The sequence below is a fragment of the Micromonospora sp. NPDC051196 genome (genome assembly GCF_040682415.1).
In the GTDB taxonomy this organism is placed as follows: domain Bacteria; phylum Actinomycetota; class Actinomycetes; order Mycobacteriales; family Micromonosporaceae; genus Micromonospora.
Map to the genome: position 1 here is coordinate 39,740 of NZ_JBFBAY010000013.1, position 19,859 is coordinate 59,598.

A 19,859-nucleotide genomic window follows, 5' to 3' on the forward strand; every position below is an offset into this window, starting at 1 on the left:
GCTCACGTCAGCCGACCAGAACGGACCGCTGTGCCACCGACGCTCGATACCGGCGCGAACGCTCCTGGTGCCACCGACCCGGGGCGGATCAGGAACTTCTGCATCATCGCCCACATCGACCATGGGAAGTCGACCCTGGCCGACCGGATGTTGCAGCTCACCGGTGTGGTCGATCCACGGCAGATGCGTGCGCAGTACCTCGACCGGATGGACATCGAGCGCGAGCGCGGCATCACCATCAAGAGCCAGGCCGTACGGATGCCGTGGACCATCCGCGATGGCGAGCGGGCCGGCGAGCAGGCCGTACTCAACATGATCGACACGCCGGGGCACGTCGACTTCACCTACGAGGTGTCCCGCTCCCTGGCCGCCTGTGAGGGCGCGATCCTGCTGGTCGACGCCGCTCAGGGCATCGAGGCGCAGACGCTGGCCAACCTGTATCTCGCCCTTGAGAACGACCTGCGCATCATCCCGGTGCTCAACAAGATCGACCTGCCGGCCGCCCAGCCCGAGAAGTACGCCGAGGAGCTCGCTCACCTGATCGGCGGTGACCCGGCGGACTGCATCAAGGTCTCCGGCAAGACCGGTGAGGGTGTGCCGTACCTGCTCGACGAGATCGTCCGGCAGTTCGTCCCGCCGGTCGGTGACGCCGAGGCCCCGGCCCGCGCGATGATCTTCGACTCGGTCTACGACGTCTACCGCGGCGTGGTCACCTACGTCCGGGTGATCGACGGGCGGATCAGCGCCCGGGACCGGATCAAGATGATGTCCACCGGCGCGGTTCACGAGCTGCTGGAGATCGGCGTCATCTCGCCCGAGATGGTCAAATCCGACGCGCTCGGCGTCGGCGAGGTCGGCTACCTGATCACCGGCGTGAAGGACGTCCGCCAGTCCCGGGTCGGTGACACGGTCACCATCAACGGGCGCCCGGCGGCCGAGCCGCTCGGCGGCTACAAGGACCCCAAGCCGATGGTCTACTCGGGTCTGTACCCGATCGACGGGTCGGACTACCCGGCCCTGCGGGACGCCCTGGACAAGCTCAAGCTCAACGACGCCGCACTGACCTACGAGCCGGAGACCTCCGGTGCGCTGGGCTTCGGGTTCCGCTGCGGCTTCCTCGGCCTGCTGCACCTGGAGATCATCGGGGAGCGGCTGGAGCGGGAGTTCAACCTGGATCTGATCTCCACCGCCCCCAACGTGGTCTACCGGGCCATCCAGGAGGACGGCGCGGAGATCATCGTCACCAACCCGAGCGAGTACCCCACCGGCAAGATCGCCGAGGTGTACGAGCCGACGGTGCGGGCCAGCGTGCTGACCCCGAACGACTACGTCGGCGCGGTGATGGAACTGTGCCAGAGCCGTCGAGGCAGCCTGCTCGGCATGGAGTACCTCTCCGCCGACCGGGTGGAACTGCGTTACACCCTGCCGCTGGCCGAGATCATCTTCGACTTCTTCGACCAGCTCAAGAGCCGCACCAAGGGCTACGCCTCGCTGGACTACGAGCCGACCGACGAGCAGGCGTCCGACCTGGTGAAGGTCGACATCCTGCTGCACGGCGAGCCGGTGGACGCCTTCAGTGCCATCGTGCACAAGGACAAGGCGTACGCCTACGGCACCACGATCGCCGCCAAGCTGCGCAACCTGATCCCGCGCCAGCAGTTCGAGGTGCCGATCCAGGCCGCCATCGGCAGCCGGGTCATCGCCCGGGAGACCATCCGGGCGATCCGCAAGGACGTGCTCGCCAAGTGCTACGGCGGTGACATCAGCCGTAAGCGCAAGCTGCTGGAGAAGCAGAAGGAAGGCAAGAAGCGGATGAAGATGGTGGGCCGGGTGGAGGTCCCGCAGGAGGCCTTCATCGCCGCGCTGTCCTCTGATTCCGGGGACGGTAAACCCACCGGCAAGAAGTAACCGTGCGGCCCGTTCGGGTCGGCGTACGCGGTGGAGAAAAGGCGAACCGACGAGGCGCCGCCAGTCGACCTGACCGGCGGCGCCTTCGTCGTGCCTATCGGAGTGACGGAGAAAGCTAGCGGTTTGAGAACTTCGCGGGTCGGGCATTAGGCGGACACGACAGGAAAACCACGAACGTGGATCGACTTTTGTGAAGGAGAGCGACCATGGAGCTCACCGTCTGGGGCATCATCACCGCGCTGATCGTCGGTCTGATCGTCGGCGCACTGGGCCGCCTGGTGGTGCCGGGCCGTCAGCCCATGCCGATCTGGCTGCACATGCTCATCGGTGTCGGGGCCGCGCTGCTCGGCACCGTGATCGCCCGCGCCTCCGGCTTCGCCGAGACCGCCGGTATCGACTGGCGGGAGCTGATGCTCCAGGTCCTGCTGGCCGCCGTCGCGGTCGCGCTGGTCGCCGGTGTCGGCCGCAGCCGTCGTGGGGTCACCCATCGGTAACAGCTGATCACGAAAAGGCACCCGACCGTTCAGGTCGGGTGCCTTTTCGTTTGCCGTACGCCCAGCCACCCGCGACCACCGCGGTGCAGCAGGTGTCGGTACGGGTGTTAAGAAGGGGCCCTTTTAATACGTGAGGCGTTAATAAGGGGCCCTTCCTTACAGCTCAGCGGAGCCAGGGGATGTTGCGGTTGAGCAGGCCGCGCTGCTTGAGTTCCTTGCGCAGCGGGATCTCGTCGTCGATGTAGCCGTCCCAGTTGATGCCCCAGTAGTTCGCGGTGTGGGTGCCCTCACCGCAGAGCTGGCGCTGCACCGGCGTGCGGTTGGCCCACCACTCGCCGTCGGAGTCGATGTGCAGCTCGTCCAGGGGACGGATCCACCGGTAGGTGTAGCCGACGAAGAGCATCTTGCGGGTGATGGTCGACAGGTTCGTCGACCGGGAGTGCCACTGGCGGCGGTCGAAGATGAAGGCGTCACCCGGCTTGGCGGTGATCTCGACGGTGCCTTCCGGGTCCGGGTTGTGCACCGTGGTGTCCGCCGGGCGGGGCAGCGAGTTCCACAGGTGGCTGCCCGGGATGACCTTGGTCGCGCCGCGACCGGTCTCCGACAGGTCGGAGAGCACGTAGGCGACCTTCAGCGAGAACATCGGCCGGGGCAGGTTCGGGTCCATCGTCTCCGGGTCGGAGTTCTGCCGGTACCCGTCCTGGTGCCACCCCCAGTACGGCTTCTCCGGCTCCAGCGCCGGAGGGGTGACGTCGAGGTGGTTGTGGTGCGAGTAGATGTTCCACCCGGCCAGGCCCCACATGTAGGGGAAGGCGATCGGGTGGGTGAGCAGGTCGCCGAAGAGTTCGTCGCGCTCAAGGAAGCCCAGCAGGTGCAGGGTGCCGTCCTTGGTGGTGTTGCCCTTGGCCTTCTCCTCGGCGTACACCCGGTCGACCGCGGCTTCGAGGGCGGCCCGGTGGTCCTCGGTCAGGACGTTGCGCAGCAGGAGAAAGCCCTGCTCGTGGAACTCCTTGCGGTCGACGTCACTGATCGGTTCATAGCCGGTGCGGTCGCCGTAGTCGAAAGCCACGTCGTACCCCTCCCCAAGAGGTGAAACCATTTCTGGCACAGGTGGCCGATCGTAACGCGCGATCGCACCGACTGCGGGACCACCCGCATCGATCCCGGCGGAGATGGCGACACACCGCATCCACGCGACTACCGCTAGTTACTCAGCGTGGCAACCCCGGGTTGTTGATGGCGAATTGCCGGTTTTTGCGGTCACTGCGGGTAAGGAGATCGGGGTCTCTCATGCGTCCGCGAAGACCTCGGCGACGACCTCGGCGGGCTGCCGCGAACCGTCACCGACCCGGCTCCACGAGCCGCCCCGGTTGGTCCACTCCAGGTCGCCGAAGCGCACCCGCTTGACCCCGTGATCGTTGGCGTGGGCGACCAGCCAGTGCGCGTACCGCCAGCCTTCGAGCTGGTTGGCCGCGGTGACCGTGAGCCCGGTCAGGTGTGCCGTGGTCGCCGCGGCGGTCAGCCCCCAGTCGAGGTTGAGGCCCTCGGTCAACGCGGCGGCGGCGGCCTCGCCGCGCATCGCCGGATCCCCGCCGAAAGTGCAGACCACCGCACCGGTGGCATGGCCGAGCAGCGCGCGGGCGAGCACCTCCGACTCGTCGGCCCACTTCTCGTACGCCTCCGGGAAAGCCGACCGCTGCACCTTCTGCGCCGCGTCGGTGACCCGCATGTCCTCCCAGCCGCGCACCTTCTTCAACGCGGCGTAGAACCTGTCGGCCGCGTACCGGGGGTCACGAATTTCCTTCGGGGTGCCCCAGCCCTGGCTCGGTCGCTGCTGGAACAGGCCGACCGAGTCGCGGTCGCCACCGGTCAGGTTGCGCAGCCCGGATTCCTGGTAGGCGGTGGCCAGCGCCACCACCACGGCCCGGTCCGGAAGCTTGTGCTGGATGCCGATGGCCGCGATGGTCGCGGCGTTGGCCATCTGGTGCGCGTCCAGGGTCACCTTCCCGTCGGCCTGCACTGTGCAGGCCCGGCTGGCCAGTGGCAGCCGCAGTCGCTCTCCCACCTGCCGCATGCCGAGCACGATGCCGATCAGCGCGACCAGCACGAGGACCAGGAAACACGCCACGACCACCCGAGTCCGCACCCACACCTCCCGTACGACGTCCGCCGAAAGCGTACGTCCCTCATCGTCCGACCTGGGTCGTCCGACCAGTTCCACCGCAAGCGCGTGATCCGCGCCGGGACGGAAGTTCCCCGGTACCGGCCGATCCTCACCTGTCGAGTTCGGCGACCCAGCGCGGCGGACGCTTCTCGCGGAACGCGGTGACCCCTTCGACGCCGTCGGCGGACAGGAAGTACCGGGTGGAGAGCGTGCTCAGCTCCGCCAGTTCGTCGCGCAGGTCGGCGGCGGGCGGCCGGCGCAGCAGTTCCTTCGCGCCGGCCAGCGCCGTGGGGGCGCCACGCACCAGCGAGTCGAGGTACCGCCGCACCGTGGCGTCCAGGTCGTCGGCCGGTACCGCAGCGGTGACCAGGCCGATCTCGGCCGCCCGTCGACCGTCGAAGGTGTCGCCGGTCAGGTACAGCTCGGCCGCCGCGCGGGGGTGCAGCCGAGGCAGCACGGTCGCCGAGATCACCGCCGGGATCACCCCGATGCGTACCTCGGTGAAGGCGAACGTGGCCTCGGCCGCGCAGATCGCCAGGTCGGCCGCCGCGATCAGACCGAGCCCGCCGGCCCGGGCCGGGCCGGCGACCCTGGCCAGCACCGGCTTCGAGCACTGCCGGACCGCCGCGAGAACGTCACCCAGCATCCCGGCGGGCACCGTCCCGCTGGCGTACGCCGCCGCCGTCTCCTTCAGATCCGCCCCGGAACAGAAGACCGGGCCGGTGTGGTCCAGCACGATCACCCGGACCGTGTCGTCGGCGACCGCGGCGTCCAGCCCGGCCAGCAGTTCGGTCATCAACGGGGTGGAGAGCGCGTTGCGGTTGGATGGGCTGTCCAGGGTGAGGGTCGTCACCCCGCGGGCCGTGGTGACCCGTACCAGCGCGTCGGGAGAGGTCATGTGAGGGCACACTAGTGGCCATGCCCGGCGTCCTTCCAGCAGGCGAACCCGTTCCGACCGACGGGGCGCTGCCCGCTTCCGCCCGCGCGTCCGTCGGCGACCGTGGCTTCGGGGTGTACGTGCACGTCCCCTTCTGCGCCAGCCGCTGCGGCTACTGCGACTTCAACACCTACACCGCCGAGGAGTTGGGCGGCGGCGCGAGCCGGGAGAGCTATGCCGACACCGTGCTGGCCGAGTTGGCGCTCGCCGCACGGGTGCTGGGTGACCGCCCGCCCCGCCGGGTGGAGACCGTCTTCGTCGGCGGTGGTACGCCCACCCTGCTGCCCGCCGACGACCTGGCCCGCATCCTCGACGCGATCGACCGCACCTGGGGGCTGGCGGAAGACGCCGAGGTGACCACCGAGGCCAACCCGGAATCGGTCACCCCTGCCTCCCTCAAGGAACTGCGGGCCGCCGGCTATACCCGGATCTCGCTGGGCATGCAGTCGGTCGCCCCTGGGGTGCTCGCCGTGCTCGACCGCCGGCACAGCGCCGGCCGGGCCACGGCCGCCGCGATCGAGGCCCGCGACGCCGGTTTCGACCACGTCAACCTGGATCTGATCTACGGGACGCCGGGGGAGCGGCCGGAGGACTTCGCCGCCTCGCTGGAGCAGGTCGTGGCGGCGGGCGTCGACCACGTCAGCGCGTACGCCCTGATCGTCGAGGACGGCACCCGGCTGGCCGCGCGGATGCGTCGTGGTGAGCTGCCGTACCCGGACGACGACGTCGCCGCGGACCGATACCTGGCCGCCGAGTCCGCCCTCGACGCGGCCGGTTTCTCCTGGTACGAGGTGTCCAACTGGGCCCGTACGCCGTCCGCCCGCTGCCGGCACAACCTGCTCTACTGGACCGGCGGTGACTGGTGGGGCCTCGGTCCGGGGGCGCACAGCCACGTCGGTGGGGTGCGCTGGTGGAACGTCAAACACCCCACGGCGTACGCCCAACGCCTGGCCGCCGGCCGGTCACCCGGCCTGGCGCGGGAGGTGCTGACCGCCGACGAGGCCCGGATGGAGGAGGTCATGCTGCGGCTGCGGCTGGCCGGCGGCCTGCCGCTGGACGTCCTCGACGACGCCGGGCGCACGGCTGCGGCGCGGGCGGTGGCCGACGGTCTGCTGGCCGCGCCCGCCCACGCGGCCGGCCGCGGGGTGTTGACCCTGCGCGGCCGGCTGCTCGCCGACGCTGTGGTGCGTGACCTGCTGCCCTGAGCGCGGTGACCGGGCGTCAGCGCTTCACGAAGGTGTAGGTCATCGGGTAGCGGTAGAGCGTGCCCTCGTTGGCCTTGACCCCGCCGATGATGCCGAAGATCACCGGAATGATCCAGACGATCATCGGGACGAAGAACAGCACGAAGCAGGTGATCGTGGCGAGCACCCAGGCCAGCACGCCCGCGACCGCCCAGGTGATCTGGAAGTTGAGGGCGGCGACCGCGTGTGCCCGGACGGCGGGGGACTGCTGCCCGCGGCTCATCATCGCGATCAGCGGCGCGACCCAGCCGAGCAGGCCACCACCGACGATCACGCCGAGCGGGCCGCCGAAGTGGGCGATGAGGGCCCAGGTCTTGTCCTCGCTGCTGCCGTAGCCGCCGCCGGGCGCGCCGTAGCCCCCGGTCGGGTAACCGACACCGGGCGAAGGGTAACCGCCGGGCGGCGGATAGCCACCGGGTGGCGGGTAGCCGCCAGGCGGCGGATAGCCACCGGGTGGCGGGTAGCCGGCCGACGGGGGCTGGTCGCCGGTGGGCGGGGGATAGCCGCCCTGGCCAGACGATCCGGACATCGGAGCCGTGGGATCGTCGCCGAAATTCGGGGGACGAGGTGGTTCAGTCATGGGGCTCACGGTAGGTGCCAGCGGCAATGGCGCACCATAGCGACACCGGCGAGTGTCAACCCTACGATCGGCCCTCGGACACGTCTGTTTTCTTGATCATCGCGCTGCCGGGGGCCTCGACGTAGACTGGCACTCGCTACAGTCGAGTGCCAGGGCGCCCGCTGGCGGCGGTGGACGCTTGACACTGGCCTGCGACAGGAGGTGGGAGATGGGTCTCGACGACCGCAAGCTCGCCGTGCTGCGGGCGATTGTCGAGGACTACGTCGCCACCCAGGAGCCGGTCGGCAGCAAGGCGCTGGTCGAGCGGCACCAGCTCGGCGTGTCGCCGGCCACCGTCCGCAACGACATGGCCGTGCTGGAGGAGGAGGGCTACATCCGCCAGCCGCACACCAGCGCCGGCCGGGTGCCCACCGACCGTGGCTACCGGCTCTTCGTCGACCGGTTGAGCCGGGTCAAGCCGCTCAGCCCAGCTGAACGCCGAGCCATCGAGCGGTTCCTGGCCGGGGCGGTCGACCTCGACGACGTGGTGCACCGCACGGTCCGGCTGCTGGCGCAGCTGACCCGACAGGTCGCCGTGGTGCAGTACCCGAGCCTGGCCCGGTCTCGTGTCCGGCACCTGGAACTGGTGCCGATCTCGACCACCCGGCTGATGCTGGTCGTGATCGCCGACACTGGGCGGGTCGAGCAGCGACTGGTCGAGTTGCCGGCCCCGATCCTCGCCGACGACGTCATAGACCTGCGTCGGACGATCAACGAGAAGCTGGTCGGCATCCAGCTGTCGGAAACCCCGCCGCTGGTGCAGGCCCTCATCGAGGAGTCCGTGCCGCACCTGCGTCCGGCCATGACCACCCTGTCGACCGTGCTGCTGGAGACGCTGGTCGAGCGGCACGAGGAACGGATCGCGCTGGCCGGCACCGCCAACCTCGCCCGCGGCGGGCTGCTGGACTTCCAGGGATCCCTGCGACCGGTCCTCGAGGCGCTCGAGGAGGAGGTCGTCCTGCTCAAACTCATCGGCGAGGTTGAGCCGAGCACGCTGCGGGTGCGCATCGGCGACGAGAACGAGATCGACAACCTGCGGGCGGCATCCGTGGTCAGCACCGGCTACGGCCCGGGCGCGACCATCGTCGGGGGGATGGGCGTGCTGGGGCCGACCCGGATGGACTACCCCGGGACCATCGCCACGGTGAGGGCCGTGGCACGCTACGTGGGCGAGCTGCTGGCCCAGAACTGATCAGTCAGGGCCGACGGTGGGCTGCCGCCGCCGACCGGCGTAACGCGAGACGAACACGAGGACACGGAACGCAGTGGCCAGGGACTACTACGGCATTCTCGGCGTCAGCCGAGGCGCCTCCGACGACGAGATCAAGCGCGCGTACCGCAAGCTGGCGCGACAGTTCCACCCGGATGTCAATCCGGACCCGGAGGCACAGGAGAAGTTCAAGGACATCAACGCCGCGTACGAGGTCCTCTCGGACGATCGGAAGCGGCAGATCGTCGACCTCGGTGGCGACCCGTTGGCCCCGGGCGGCGGCGGTGCCGGCGGCCCGGGTGGGCCCGGCGGTGCCGGTCCGTTCGTCGGCTTCCAGGACATCATGGACGCGTTCTTCGGCGGGGCCACCGGCGCCGGCCGGGGACCGCGACCGCGTACCCGACCCGGTGCCGACGCGATCCTGCGGCTGGAACTGGACCTTCAGGAGACCGCCTTCGGGGTGGAGGCGCCGATCACGGTGGACACCGCCGTGCTCTGCACCACCTGCTCCGGTGCGGGCACCGCCGCCGGCACCCACCTGGCCACCTGCGAGGCGTGCGGTGGCCGGGGCGAGGTGCAGTCGGTGCAGCGCACCTTCCTCGGCCAGGTGGTCTCCGCCCGGCCGTGCACGGTCTGCCAGGGCTACGGCACCACCATCCCGCACCCCTGCCCGACCTGCGCCGGTGACGGGCGGGTCCGGACCCGCCGGTCGCTGACCGTCAAGATCCCGGCCGGGGTGGAGGACGGCATGCGGATCCGGCTCGCCCAGCAGGGCGAGGTGGGCCCGGGTGGTGGCACCGCCGGTGACCTCTACGTCGAGATCCACGAGCGGCCGCACGACGTCTTCTCCCGCAAGGGCGACGACCTGCACTGTCGGGTCACCGTGCCGATGACCGCCGCGGCACTCGGCACCCGGCTGACCATCAAGACGCTCGACAGTGAGGAGCCGGTCGACGTCAAGCCGGGCACCCAGCCGGGCAGCACGTTGCGGCTGCGCGCCCGGGGCGTACCCCACCTGCGTGGCACCGGTCGTGGTGACCTCTACGTCCACCTAGACGTGCGTACCCCGACGAAGCTCGACGCCGACCAGGAGCGGATGCTGCGCGACTTCGCCAAGACCCGCGGCGAGGAGGTCGCCGAACTCACCAAGCAGGGCGGCTTCTTCTCCCGGATGCGTGACGCCTTCAACGGCCACGCCTGAGTCGGTCCTGGTCGAGGCTGCCGGACATGTCCGCTCCGCTGTTCCTGGTCGAGTCGCTGCCCACCGCCGACTCGATGGTGCTCGACGGCCCCGAGGGGCACCACGCCGCCACCGTGCAACGGCTACGGGTCGGCGAGGAACTGCTGCTCGGCGACGGCCGGGGCGGCACGGCCGCCGCCGTGGTCACCGCCGTCGGCCGCGGCACCCTCGACATCGAGATCACCCGGCGGGGGTACGTCGACGCGGCGAACCCCCGACTGGTGGTGGTGCAGGGCATCGCCAAGGGCGACCGGGGTGAACTGGCCGTACAGGCGATGACCGAGGCGGGAGTGGACGAGATCGTCCCCTGGGCGGCCGGCCGGTCGGTGGTGCAGTGGCGCGGTGACCGGGGCGTACGGGCCCGGGGCAAGTGGGTGGCCACGGCTCGGGAGGCGGCCAAGCAGGCCCGCCGGGCGTGGCTGCCGGTGGTGGCGGGCGCGCCGGACGAGCCCACCGGGTCGGTTGCCCGGCGGATCGCCGGTGCCGCCGCCGGATTCGTCCTGCACGAGGAGGCGACCGACCGGCTGACCACCGTCGAGCTGCCCGACCGGGGTGAGATCGTGCTGGTGGTCGGCCCCGAGGGGGGCATCACCCCGACCGAGTTGGCAGCCTTCCAGGAGGCCGGCGCGCACCCGGTCCGCCTAGGCCCCTCGGTGCTGCGTACCTCCACCGCCGGGGTGGCCGCCCTGGCCGTCCTCGCCACCCGCCTCCTGCGCTGGTAGACCCCGGTTTCGGCCTGCTGCGTCAGGTGCGCAGGTAGGAGGCGCCGTTGAGGTCGATGATGGTGCCGGAGGCCCACTCCGCCTCGGGGCTGGCCAGCCAGTGCACGGCCGCAGCGATCTCCTCGGGACGGGCCACCCGGTCGAAGGGGCTCTGGGCCCGGATCGCCGCACCCCGCGGAGCCTTGAGGTGCTCGTTGGTCATGTCCGTCTCGACGAACCCGGGCGCGACCGTGGCCACCGCGATGCCGTACGGCGCCAGGGCCACCGCCAGCGACTGGGCCATCGCGTTGAGACCGGCCTTGCTGGCACCGTACGCCGGATTGGTCGGCTCGCCGCGGAACGCGCCGCGCGAGGAGACGTTGACGATGCGACCACCTCGCGTGCGCATGTGCTGGGCGGCGCACCAGGCGGCGTTGGCCGCCCCGAACAGGTTGGTGTCGCACACCTGTCGCCAACGTTGCCGCCACTGCTCATAGCTGCTGCCGAAGACGGGATGCGGCGGATCGGCCGGTCCGAACACGCCGGCGTTGTTGACCAGCACGTCGAGCCCGCCGAGGCGGTCGGCGGCCTCGTCCACCATCGTCCGTACCGCGTCGGGGTCGGCGAGGTCGGCACGGACCACCACGTGGCCCGTGCCCGGCAACTCGGCCCGCAGTTGCTCGGCCAGTTGGGCCGAGTCGCGGTGGTGGATCGCCACCCGGTCGCCGGAGGCGGCGAAGGCCTGAACCACCGCCCGCCCGATGCCACGTGAACCGCCCGTGACCAGCACCGCCCGTCCCGCCATGCGGGTCATCCTGCCGTACCGCTGGGCAGTGTTGACAAGGGGCCCTTCCTATACCTGAGACGTTAGGAGGGGGCCCTTCCTTACACTGCCCCGGTGAGTACTGCTGACTGTCTGTTCTGTCGGATCGTCGCCGGGGAGATCCCGGCCACGGTGGTCCGCGAGACCCCCACCACGCTTGCCTTCCGCGACATCGATCCGAAGGCGCCGGTGCACGTGCTGGTCATCCCCAAGGAGCACTACGCCGACGTGGCCACCCTCGGCCAGGGCGACCCGGTACTGGCCGGTGAGGTGCTGGCCACGGCCGCCGCCGTGGCCGAGGACGAGGGGCTGCTCGGCGACGGGTTCCGGCTGATGTTCAACACCGGCACCTACGGCGGCCAGGAGGTGTTCCACGCGCACGCGCACCTGCTGGGCGGGGCGCCGCTCGGCCCGATGCTGGCCCGGAGCTTGGCGTGAGTTCGGCCGCCGGCCGTACCGCCGCCGCCCCGCACCTGGAACGGATGGTGTGCCGGGTCCAGGCGCAGGCCCGGGTACCGGCGGTCTCGGCCGCCGTGTACCGGGCCGACCGGGCGGTGTGGACGTGCACGGTCGGCGGCACCGGCAACGACACCGCGCTGGACGAGCAGACCCGGTTCCGGATCGGGTCGGTGACGAAGACCTTCACCGCCGTACTGGTCATGCAGTGCCGCGACGAGGGCCTGCTCGACCTCGATGATCCGTTGGACCGGCACCTCGACCTGCCGGCACACGGCGAGTTGACCGTACGCCGGCTGTTGTCGCACACCGCCGGCCTGCAACGCGAGCCGTACGGCGACGTCTGGGACACGTTGCGGGTGCCGGACGCCGACCGACTGGTCGCCGAGCTGGCCCGGGCCGAGCGGGTGTTGCCGCCCGGCCGCCGGTTCCACTACTCCAACCTGGGAGTGGCACTGCTCGGCCGGTTGGTCGGGCAGTTGCGCGGCGGTACCTGGGCCGAGGTGTTGACCGAGCGGGTGCTGACCCCGCTCGGACTGACCAGCACCACGGTCACACCTGGCCCTCGGGCGGCCACCGGCTATCTGGTCGACGCCTACTCCGACGAGGCGCATCCGGAGCCGCCGACCGACTTCGGTGCCGTCGGTCCGGCCGCGCAACTGTGGAGCACGGCCACCGACATGGCCCGCTGGGCGGCGTTCCTGGCCGATCCGGCGGCGATGGACGCGGCCGGGCGGGTGCTGACCCCGGCCACCGTCGAGGAGATGCGCTGGCCGGTGACGGTCACCGACGAGGCCGTGTGGAACGCCGGCTTCGGCCTCGGGCTGATCCTGGTGCCGCAGGGCGACCGGGTGGTGCATGTCGGGCACGACGGTGCCATGCCCGGCTTCCTCGCCGGGGCGTACGGCCGACGCGGCGGCGAGGGCACACCGGCCGCGTTCGGCACCGCCGTGCTGGGCTCCTCGGGTACTGCGGCGGAGCTGCTGGAACTGCCGCACCGGCTGCTCGCGGCGGCTGTCGAGCACGATCCGGCCGAGATCACCCCGTGGCGACCCGGCGACCCGGCGCCCGCCCACCTGCGCGGGCTGCTCGGCCGCTGGTGGGGCGAGGGCTTCGAGTACGTGTTCAGTTGGCGGGACGCGACCCTGCAAGCCCGGGGCGCGGACGACCCGGCGGGCAAGCCGTCGGCGGTCTTCGCGCCACTGTCGGACCGGCCGGACGTGTTCCGTACGGTCGCCGGGCGGGAGGTCGGCGAACTGCTCCGGCTGACCCGCGACGGCGACGGCGTGGTGATCCGGATGCACTGGGCGACCTATCGGTTCACCCGGCACCAGGAAGCCTTCGACGGCTACGACTTCCGTGCCTGAACCGAACCCGATGCTCAGGCTTTTGTCCGGTTCGTCCGCTGGTGTGCGCCTGTCGCGCCAGCGGAATTGGGCAGCGTGTCCCTGCCGGCGACCCGATACGATGGGGGTAACGTCAGCACGCCGTGGCGCCAGGCCCGGCACCGAGATCGAGAGCAGGTGGCGCAGGGCCCCTCGGCCCGACCTATGACCGGCACCCCACCTCCCGGCCCACCCCGGGTGCAGACCAGGATCACCGTCCCCGACTCGAAGATCATGGTGAACCTGCTCGGCGCGGGTGACGAGATCCTGCGACTGGTCGAGCGCTCGGTGAACAGCGACGTGCACGTACGGGGCAACGAGATCACCATCACCGGCGCACCCGCCGACAACGCCCTCGCCGAGCGGATCTTCAGCGAACTGCTCGAACTCATCGAGAAAGGCGAGACCCTGACCACAGATGCCGTCCGGCGTACCGTCGGCATGCTCGAGCAGGGTGGCACGGAGCGGCCCGCCGAGGTGCTCACCCTCAACATCCTCTCCCGACGCGGGCGCACCATCCGGCCCAAGACGCTCGGGCAGAAGCGCTACGTCGACGCCATCGACGCGCACACCATCGTCTTCGGCATCGGTCCGGCCGGTACCGGCAAGACCTACCTGGCCATGGCCAAGGCGGTCCAGGCGTTGCAGGCCAAGCAGATCAACCGGATCATCCTGACCCGCCCGGCCGTCGAGGCGGGGGAGCGGTTGGGCTTCCTGCCCGGCACGCTCAACGAGAAGATCGACCCGTACCTTCGCCCGCTCTACGACGCGCTGCACGACATGCTGGATCCGGAGACGATCCCGAAGCTGATGGCGGCGGGCACGATCGAGGTCGCCCCGCTGGCGTATATGCGCGGAAGGACGCTCAATGACGCGTTCATCATTCTCGACGAGGCGCAGAACACCACGCCCGAGCAGATGAAGATGTTCCTCACCCGGCTCGGCTTCGGCTCCAAGATCGTGGTCACCGGTGACGTCACCCAGGTCGACCTGCCCGGTGGGACGACCAGCGGACTGCGCGTCGTCCGGGAAATCCTGGCCGGCGTCGATGACGTGCACTTCGCGCAGCTGTCCAGCGCCGACGTGGTACGCCACCGGCTGGTGGGTGAGATCGTCGACGCGTACGCCCGCTGGGACGCCGAGCGGGAGAATCAGCAGGCGCAGGGCGTGCACGCGGTGCCCGGGCGTAACGCCCAGGGCAACCGCGCCGGCCGGCGCCGCTAGACCGAGGGAAGACAGTTGTCCATCGAGATCGCCAACGAGTCAGGTGTCGCCGTCGACACCGACGCAGTGCTGGCCGTCGCCCGGCACGCGCTCGACGAGATGGGGGTAAACCCCCTCGCCGAGCTGTCCGTGCTGCTGGTCGACGTCGACTACATGACCGAGCTGAACCATCGCTGGATGGGCGGTGACGGCCCGACCGACGTGCTCGCCTTTCCCATGGACGAGGGCAGCATCGACCACGGGCCGGGCGAGAACGCCGCTGTCGGCGGCGAGCCGGCCCTGCTCGGTGACATCGTGCTCTGCCCGGAGGTGGCGGCGAAGCAGGCGGCTACCGCCGGCCACAGCGCCGCCGACGAGCTGCATCTGCTCACCGTGCACGGTGTCCTGCACCTGCTCGGCTACGACCACGCGGAGCCGGAGGAGGAGCGGGAGATGTTCGGGCTCCAGGCCCGGTTGCTGTCGAGCTGGCGGTCGACCCGCTCCCGGTGATGGACACTTCACTGGCCGCGTCCGCCACCGGCCTACCCGACCTGCAACTACTCGTCTTCGCCGCCGGGCTGGTGGTGCTCGGCGGCCTCATCGCGATGACCGAGGCCGCCCTGGCGGCAGTCTCGCCGGCCCGCGCCGCCGAGCTGGCCCGGGAGGGTGCGCGGGGCGCCCCCACTCTCCAGGTGATCGCCGGTGACGTGGTCCGTCACCTCAATCTGCTGCTGCTGCTGCGCCTGCTCGCCGAGCTGACCGCCACCACGCTGGTGGCCCTGGTCGCGGTGGACACCTTCGGTGCGGGCTGGCGGGCGGCGCTGGCCACCGCCGGGGCGATGACCGTGGTCAGCTTCGTCGTGGTCGGCGTGGGTCCGCGTACCCTCGGCCGGCAGCACGCGTACGCCGTGGGCCGGTTCGCCGCACCGCTGGTCCGCTGGCTCGGCCGAGCGCTCAACCCGCTGGCGTCGTTGCTGATCCTGATCGGCAACGCGGTCACGCCGGGTCGCGGGTTCCGGGAAGGACCCTTCGCCACCCAGGTCGAGCTGCGCGAACTGGTCGACCTCGCCGAGCAGCGAGGCGTCGTCGAACACGGCGAACGACAGATGATCCACTCGGTCTTCGCGCTCGGTGACACCATCGCCCGCGAGGTGATGGTGCCGCGTACCGAGATGGTGTGGATCGAATCGACCAAGACCCTCGGGCAGGCGTTGGCCCTGTTCCTGCGTTCCGGCTTCTCCCGCATCCCGGTGATCGGCGAGAGCGTCGACGACGTGCTCGGCGTGCTCTACCTCAAGGATCTCATCCGGCATACCCAGGGCGGTGCCGCGGAGGACCGCCAGCTGCCGGTGGGCGAGTTGATGCGGCCAGCGACGTTCGTGCCGGACTCCAAGCCCGTCGACGATCTGCTGTCGGAGATGCAGGCCGCCCGCAACCACCTGGTGATCGTCGTCGACGAGTACGGCGGCACCGGCGGGCTGGTCACCATCGAGGACATCCTGGAGGAGATCGTCGGCGAGATCACCGACGAGTACGACGTCGAGCGTCCGCCGATCGAGCAGCTGCCCGACGGTGCGGTGCGGGTCACCGCCCGGCTGCCGGTGGAGGATCTCGGCGAGCTGTTCGACACCGAGCTGCCGCATGACGAGGTGGAGACCGTGGGCGGCCTGCTCGCCCAGTGCCTCGGCCGGGTGCCGATCCCCGGCGCGGAGGTCGAGGTGGCCGGGCTCCGGCTGCTCGCCGAGGGCACCACGGGCCGACGCAACCGAATCGACACGGTGCTGGTGCGCCGGGTGGAGCCGACCGACACACAGGACAACCCGGGCGGTGGGCCGACCGCCTCCCGAGGCGACACCGACCGATCAGAGGAGAGGCAACCCGCCGATGCCTGAGTCACCCGCCGTACCGGCCGCCGTACCCGCCGGCTCCGAACTCAGCGCCGAGGACGGCAAGCTGGTCATCCTGGCCCGGGGGGCTCGGGGCCGGGTGGGCGCCGTGGAGGGTGCCGCAGTGCGCGACCAGGACGGTCGTACGTACGCGGCGGCCAGCGTCTCGCTGCCCTCGTTGACGATCACCGCGCTCCAGCTGGCGGTCGCCTCCGCAGCCGCAGCCGGTGCCACCCGGCTGGAGGCCGCCGTGGTGGTCACCGAGGCGTCCACTCTCGACGGCGCGGGGTACGCGGCCGTACGCGACCTGGCTGCCGACGCGCCGGTGCACGTGGCCGCTCCGGACGGCACGGTGCTGGGCACGGTGACCGAATGAGCGTCGAGTCGACGCCGCGCGCCTACCGGGCGGGCTTCGCCTGCTTCGTCGGTCGACCCAACGCGGGCAAGTCGACGCTGACCAACGCGATCGTCGGGCAGAAGATCGCCATCACCTCGAACAAGCCGCAGACCACCCGGCACATCATCCGGGCGGTGCTGCACCGGCCGGACTCGCAGCTGGTGCTGGTGGACACGCCGGGTCTGCACCGGCCGCGTACCCTGCTCGGCGAGCGGCTCAACGACCTGGTCCGGCAGACCTGGAGCGAGGTCGACGTGATCGGCCTGTGCATTCCCGCCGACGAGCCGATCGGTCGTGGCGACCGGTTCATCACCGGCGAGCTGGCCGAGTTGAAGGCGACCGTGCTGGCGGTGGTCACCAAGACCGACCTGGTGGACAAGAAGCGGCTGGCCGAGCAGCTGCTCGCCGTCAGCGAGCTGGGCGAGTTCGCCGAGGTGGTGCCGGTCAGCGCGGTCGCCGGGCACCAGGTGGACACGCTGGTCGAGGTGATGACACGTTATCTGCCCGAGTCTCCGCAGCTGTATCCGGACGACATGCTCACCGACGATCCGGAGCAGGTGCTGGTCGCGGAGCTGATCCGGGAGGCCGCCCTGGAGGGCGTCCGGGACGAGTTGCCGCACTCCATCGCGGTGGTGGTCGAGGAGATGATCCCCGAGGGTCAGCTCATGAAGATCTACGCCGATCTGTACGTGGAGCGGCCCAGCCAGAAGGCGATCGTCATCGGGCACCGGGGCAGCCGGCTCAAGGGCGTGGGCACCGCCGCCCGGCGGCAGATCGAGGAGCTGTTGGGCACCCGGGTCTATCTCGACCTGCATGTCCGGGTGGCCAAGGACTGGCAGCGCGACCCCAAGCAACTGCGCAAACTCGGCTTCTAGCCCCGGGCGGCGCCGGTTTGGGGCCGGCGCTGTCGGGGTGGGTCTCGGTGTCGGCCAGGCGAGGGTGCCGGCCGGTAATCCGGACTTCTGTCGCCGCATCTGACTGATCGGTACCGGTCAGGCATATGGGAAGTTTCACTATCCCGCTGGGTCTCTGGGCGTTTCACCGGCTCAACCCGGAGGGTAGATAGACGTACCTATGCCCCCGGATATAGATGCAGGCTGATGCGAAATCGATACCTGGACCTGCTGCGCTTCCTGGCCATCGTGCGAGTCGTCGTCTACCACGTCACCGGTTGGGCGTCGTTGACCCTGCTGTTTCCGGCGATGTCGGTGATGTTCGCCCTCGCCGGGTCGCTGATGGCGACATCGCTGCACCGGTCCGGTCCCGCTGCGGTCGGCCGCCGGCTGCGCCGGCTGCTGCCGTCGCTGTGGGTGGTGGCCGCGATCTTCGTACCGGCGATGCTGTTGACCGGGTTGCCGCTGACGCCGAAGGTGCTGCTCTGGCTCTTCCCGGTCGCCGATCCACCGGCGAACTACTGGGGTGCGTTGGCGCTGAGCCCGATCTGGTACCTGCGGGACTATCTCTGGTTCGTGCTCGCCTCACCGGTCGCGCTCTGGCTGTTCCGGCGTTATCCACTGCCCACCCTGGTCGCCCCGTACTGCCTGCTGCTGGCGATCGAGTTGGGCGTCTACCCGAACGCGCCCAACGTGCTGCGTGAGTTCGGGCTCTACTTCGGTGCCTGGCTGCTGGGCTTCGCCCACCAGGCGGGGATGCTGCGCCGCCTGGCGAACCGGGTGCTGGTGCCGACCGTGCTGGCCCTCGCGGCGGCCGGCGGTGCCTGGATCCTGAGCCATCCCGGACCGCGCGGGTACGACCTGAACGACAACCCGCTCGGCAACGCCCTCTGGTCGGCCGCGTTCATCCTGGTGGCGCTGGGACGGGCCCCGTCGAGTGCGGACTGGGTCGATCGCAGCGCCCTGTTCGGCCGCACGGTGACCGTGCTGAACCGCCGGGCGTTGACCGTCTACCTGTGGCACATGGCGTTCGTGGTGGCGCTCACCCCGCTGGTGGACGTGGTCGGCTGGTCGCACCAGGACCTGCTGGGCCTGGCGATCCGGGTGGTGCTGGTCTTCCTGCTGGTGGGCGTGGTGACCGCGCTGTTCGGCTGGGTCGAGGACGTCGCGGCGCAGCGACCGCCCGAGCTGATCCCCGGCGGACGCCGTCCAGCCGTACCGGCCGCCCGCCAGCACGCGGGGTCCCGCCGTGGCGCCGAGCCAGACCGGGCAGCCGATCCCCGTGAGGAAGCCGTACCCGGTCCGCGTGGCCGGGCCGCCGAGCCCCGCGAGGACGCCGTGGCGGGTCAGCGTGGGCGGGGCGGGGACGTCACCACGAGATGACGGAGATGTCGCCGCTGCCCGTGCGTACGTCGAGCACCAGGGAAGCGGACGGGTTGTTCGGCACGGCTACATCGACGTCGCCGGAACCCGCCTCGGACCGCACCTGGTAGGCGCCGTTGGGCACCCGCAGCTCGACGTGACCGCTGGACGCGTGCGCACGGGCCGAGGCGGGGCGCTCCAACTCGACGGTGACGTTGCCCGACGAGGCCTGCGCGTCCACCTCGCCGCGCAGCCGGGTGGCGTTGATGTTCCCCGAGCCGGCCCGCAGCACCACGGGGGTCGGCACGTCGTACACCTCGATCTCGCCGGAGCCGGTCTCCACCCGCACCGGGCCGGCGGCGCCGGCCACCCGGACGTTGCCGGAGCCGACCTTCACCTCGACCTGGCCCACCCGACTCAGGTCGACGTTGCCCGAATGGGTCTCGCCCTCGATCCGGATGCCCTCGCCGGAGACCACCTCGTAGGAGACGCTGCACCGACGTCCGCACGAGGTGTTGAGCACCAGTTCGCTGCCCTTGATCTCATACGTGGTCGTCGGCTGGTCACCCTGGTAGCGCACCACCCGCTTGATGCGTACCCGATCCGGGTCGCCGTCCGCGCGGACCGTCACGTCACCGGCGCCCGGCAGCAGCCGGATGGTGGTGATCCGGGCCTCCTCGGTGGTGTCGAAGTCGAGCCGGCGGAAGGAGAGATTGTTGCAGCCGGCCAGGACGATCAGGGTGAGCGTCGCGGCGAGCGCCGTGCTGGCCCGGCGGCCAGGAGCGCGTCGAGCGGCACGAGCAAGCCGAGCGGTGGTGGTGGACCGGTGCGAAGCCATGCGGAGGACGCTAACGCCAGTGCCGGTGCACGCACATCCGGGTCAGCCCGCCCCGAACCCCGAGCGGACCCTGAAATCCGACCCGGGGTGCCGGTGGGG

The 19,859-nt window shown here is 70.6% G+C and carries 20 protein-coding genes; 14 read left to right on the forward strand and 6 right to left on the reverse strand.

Going from position 1 to position 19,859, the window contains the following annotated elements:
- Positions 1-30 precede the first annotated feature (30 nt).
- Together lepA and AB0M35_RS22735 are read left to right on the forward strand one after the other, a co-directional pair.
- On the forward strand, positions 31-1,908 hold the full coding sequence (lepA, locus tag AB0M35_RS22730) for a translation elongation factor 4 (protein WP_363747798.1): 1,878 nt from the start codon (positions 31-33) through the stop codon (positions 1,906-1,908).
- A 206-nt stretch (positions 1,909-2,114) separates the two neighbouring features.
- Positions 2,115-2,402: a GlsB/YeaQ/YmgE family stress response membrane protein gene (locus tag AB0M35_RS22735; protein ID WP_363747645.1), complete on the forward strand. Its 288-nt coding sequence runs from the start codon at positions 2,115-2,117 to the stop codon at positions 2,400-2,402.
- A gap of 163 nt (positions 2,403-2,565) precedes the next feature.
- Here the strand turns inward: AB0M35_RS22735 and AB0M35_RS22740 are convergent, their stop codons facing one another.
- The 3 genes from AB0M35_RS22740 to AB0M35_RS22750 all read right to left on the reverse strand — a co-directional run bounded on the left by AB0M35_RS22740 (position 2,566) and on the right by AB0M35_RS22750 (position 5,464).
- Positions 2,566-3,471 carry a phytanoyl-CoA dioxygenase family protein gene (locus AB0M35_RS22740; RefSeq protein WP_363747646.1) on the reverse strand — a complete coding sequence of 302 codons (906 nt, stop codon included), beginning with the start codon at positions 3,469-3,471 and terminating at the stop codon, positions 2,566-2,568.
- Between the two features lie 219 nt (positions 3,472-3,690).
- A complete protein-coding gene (locus AB0M35_RS22745; RefSeq protein WP_363747648.1) occupies positions 3,691-4,554 on the reverse strand; it encodes a hypothetical protein in 864 nt (287 codons plus the stop codon).
- Positions 4,555-4,675: 121 nt separating this feature from the next.
- Positions 4,676-5,464, reverse strand: coding sequence for an enoyl-CoA hydratase-related protein (locus tag AB0M35_RS22750; RefSeq protein WP_363747649.1), 789 nt, complete (start codon positions 5,462-5,464; stop codon positions 4,676-4,678).
- Positions 5,465-5,484: 20 nt separating this feature from the next.
- Between AB0M35_RS22750 and hemW the strand changes: the two genes are divergently transcribed.
- On the forward strand, positions 5,485-6,708 hold the full coding sequence (hemW, locus tag AB0M35_RS22755; RefSeq protein ID WP_363747650.1) for a radical SAM family heme chaperone HemW: 1,224 nt from the start codon (positions 5,485-5,487) through the stop codon (positions 6,706-6,708).
- Positions 6,709-6,724: 16 nt separating this feature from the next.
- Here the strand turns inward: hemW and AB0M35_RS22760 are convergent, their stop codons facing one another.
- On the reverse strand, positions 6,725-7,327 hold the full coding sequence (locus tag AB0M35_RS22760; RefSeq protein WP_363747651.1) for a DUF4870 domain-containing protein: 603 nt from the start codon (positions 7,325-7,327) through the stop codon (positions 6,725-6,727).
- A gap of 208 nt (positions 7,328-7,535) precedes the next feature.
- Here AB0M35_RS22760 and hrcA point away from each other — a divergent pair, with 208 nt between their 5' ends.
- From hrcA to AB0M35_RS22775, 3 genes are all read left to right on the forward strand, one after another.
- Entirely contained in the window at positions 7,536-8,558 is a 1,023-nt protein-coding gene (hrcA, locus tag AB0M35_RS22765) for a heat-inducible transcriptional repressor HrcA (protein ID WP_363747652.1), read from the forward strand.
- A gap of 73 nt (positions 8,559-8,631) precedes the next feature.
- Positions 8,632-9,777, forward strand: coding sequence for a molecular chaperone DnaJ (dnaJ, locus tag AB0M35_RS22770; protein ID WP_363747653.1), 1,146 nt, complete (start codon positions 8,632-8,634; stop codon positions 9,775-9,777).
- Between the two features lie 26 nt (positions 9,778-9,803).
- Positions 9,804-10,538: a 16S rRNA (uracil(1498)-N(3))-methyltransferase gene (locus tag AB0M35_RS22775; RefSeq protein WP_363747654.1), complete on the forward strand. Its 735-nt coding sequence runs from the start codon at positions 9,804-9,806 to the stop codon at positions 10,536-10,538.
- Positions 10,539-10,560: 22 nt separating this feature from the next.
- On the opposite strand, the gene AB0M35_RS22780 is transcribed toward AB0M35_RS22775, so the two are convergent.
- Positions 10,561-11,322: an SDR family oxidoreductase gene (locus tag AB0M35_RS22780; RefSeq protein WP_363747655.1), complete on the reverse strand. Its 762-nt coding sequence runs from the start codon at positions 11,320-11,322 to the stop codon at positions 10,561-10,563.
- A gap of 93 nt (positions 11,323-11,415) precedes the next feature.
- Between AB0M35_RS22780 and AB0M35_RS22785 the strand changes: the two genes are divergently transcribed.
- The 8 genes from AB0M35_RS22785 to AB0M35_RS22820 all read left to right on the forward strand — a co-directional run bounded on the left by AB0M35_RS22785 (position 11,416) and on the right by AB0M35_RS22820 (position 18,943).
- Complete coding sequence (locus tag AB0M35_RS22785) at positions 11,416-11,778, forward strand: histidine triad nucleotide-binding protein (protein ID WP_363747657.1); 363 nt, start codon at positions 11,416-11,418, stop codon at positions 11,776-11,778.
- 44 nt (positions 11,779-11,822) lie between these two features.
- The gene (locus AB0M35_RS22790) at positions 11,823-13,163 is read left to right on the forward strand and encodes a serine hydrolase domain-containing protein (protein ID WP_363747799.1); all 1,341 of its coding nucleotides are present in this window, start codon (positions 11,823-11,825) and stop codon (positions 13,161-13,163) included.
- A gap of 183 nt (positions 13,164-13,346) precedes the next feature.
- Entirely contained in the window at positions 13,347-14,405 is a 1,059-nt protein-coding gene (locus tag AB0M35_RS22795) for a PhoH family protein (RefSeq protein WP_363747659.1), read from the forward strand.
- Positions 14,406-14,420: 15 nt separating this feature from the next.
- Positions 14,421-14,894: an rRNA maturation RNase YbeY gene (ybeY, locus tag AB0M35_RS22800; protein WP_363747660.1), complete on the forward strand. Its 474-nt coding sequence runs from the start codon at positions 14,421-14,423 to the stop codon at positions 14,892-14,894.
- The gene (locus AB0M35_RS22805; protein ID WP_363747801.1) at positions 14,870-16,276 is read left to right on the forward strand and encodes a hemolysin family protein; all 1,407 of its coding nucleotides are present in this window, start codon (positions 14,870-14,872) and stop codon (positions 16,274-16,276) included. Before ybeY ends, AB0M35_RS22805 begins: the two co-directional genes overlap by 25 nt.
- Complete coding sequence (locus AB0M35_RS22810) at positions 16,269-16,646, forward strand: cytidine deaminase (protein WP_327024526.1); 378 nt, start codon at positions 16,269-16,271, stop codon at positions 16,644-16,646. The genes AB0M35_RS22805 and AB0M35_RS22810 overlap by 8 nt, the downstream gene beginning before the upstream one ends.
- Entirely contained in the window at positions 16,643-17,542 is a 900-nt protein-coding gene (gene era / locus AB0M35_RS22815) for a GTPase Era (protein ID WP_363747662.1), read from the forward strand. Before AB0M35_RS22810 ends, era begins: the two co-directional genes overlap by 4 nt.
- Positions 17,543-17,767: 225 nt before the next feature.
- Positions 17,768-18,943, forward strand: a complete 1,176-nt coding sequence (locus AB0M35_RS22820; RefSeq protein WP_363747664.1) for an acyltransferase — start codon at positions 17,768-17,770, stop codon at positions 18,941-18,943.
- Here AB0M35_RS22820 and AB0M35_RS22825 read toward each other — a convergent pair.
- Positions 18,930-19,760: a DUF4097 family beta strand repeat-containing protein gene (locus tag AB0M35_RS22825; protein ID WP_363747665.1), complete on the reverse strand. Its 831-nt coding sequence runs from the start codon at positions 19,758-19,760 to the stop codon at positions 18,930-18,932. The genes AB0M35_RS22820 and AB0M35_RS22825 overlap by 14 nt on opposite strands.
- Positions 19,761-19,859: the final 99 nt, after the last annotated feature.

Excerpts from the sequence above, each read along its gene's own strand:
- AB0M35_RS22750 (WP_363747649.1), bottom strand. The coding sequence starts at position 5,464 with ATGACCTCTCCCGACGCGCTGGTACGGGTCACCACGGCCCGCGGGGTG.
- hrcA (WP_363747652.1), top strand. The coding sequence starts at position 7,536 with ATGGGTCTCGACGACCGCAAGCTCGCCGTGCTGCGGGCGATTGTCGAG.
- hemW (WP_363747650.1), top strand. The coding sequence starts at position 5,485 with ATGCCCGGCGTCCTTCCAGCAGGCGAACCCGTTCCGACCGACGGGGCG.
- AB0M35_RS22790 (WP_363747799.1), top strand. The coding sequence starts at position 11,823 with ATGGTGTGCCGGGTCCAGGCGCAGGCCCGGGTACCGGCGGTCTCGGCC.
- AB0M35_RS22795 (WP_363747659.1), top strand. The coding sequence starts at position 13,347 with ATGACCGGCACCCCACCTCCCGGCCCACCCCGGGTGCAGACCAGGATC.
- era (WP_363747662.1), top strand. The coding sequence starts at position 16,643 with ATGAGCGTCGAGTCGACGCCGCGCGCCTACCGGGCGGGCTTCGCCTGC.
- AB0M35_RS22760 (WP_363747651.1), bottom strand. The coding sequence starts at position 7,327 with ATGACTGAACCACCTCGTCCCCCGAATTTCGGCGACGATCCCACGGCT.
- AB0M35_RS22825 (WP_363747665.1), bottom strand. The coding sequence starts at position 19,760 with ATGGCTTCGCACCGGTCCACCACCACCGCTCGGCTTGCTCGTGCCGCT.
- AB0M35_RS22820 (WP_363747664.1), top strand. The coding sequence starts at position 17,768 with ATGCGAAATCGATACCTGGACCTGCTGCGCTTCCTGGCCATCGTGCGA.
- AB0M35_RS22735 (WP_363747645.1), top strand. The coding sequence starts at position 2,115 with ATGGAGCTCACCGTCTGGGGCATCATCACCGCGCTGATCGTCGGTCTG.
- AB0M35_RS22810 (WP_327024526.1), top strand. The coding sequence starts at position 16,269 with ATGCCTGAGTCACCCGCCGTACCGGCCGCCGTACCCGCCGGCTCCGAA.
- AB0M35_RS22780 (WP_363747655.1), bottom strand. The coding sequence starts at position 11,322 with ATGGCGGGACGGGCGGTGCTGGTCACGGGCGGTTCACGTGGCATCGGG.
- AB0M35_RS22775 (WP_363747654.1), top strand. The coding sequence starts at position 9,804 with ATGTCCGCTCCGCTGTTCCTGGTCGAGTCGCTGCCCACCGCCGACTCG.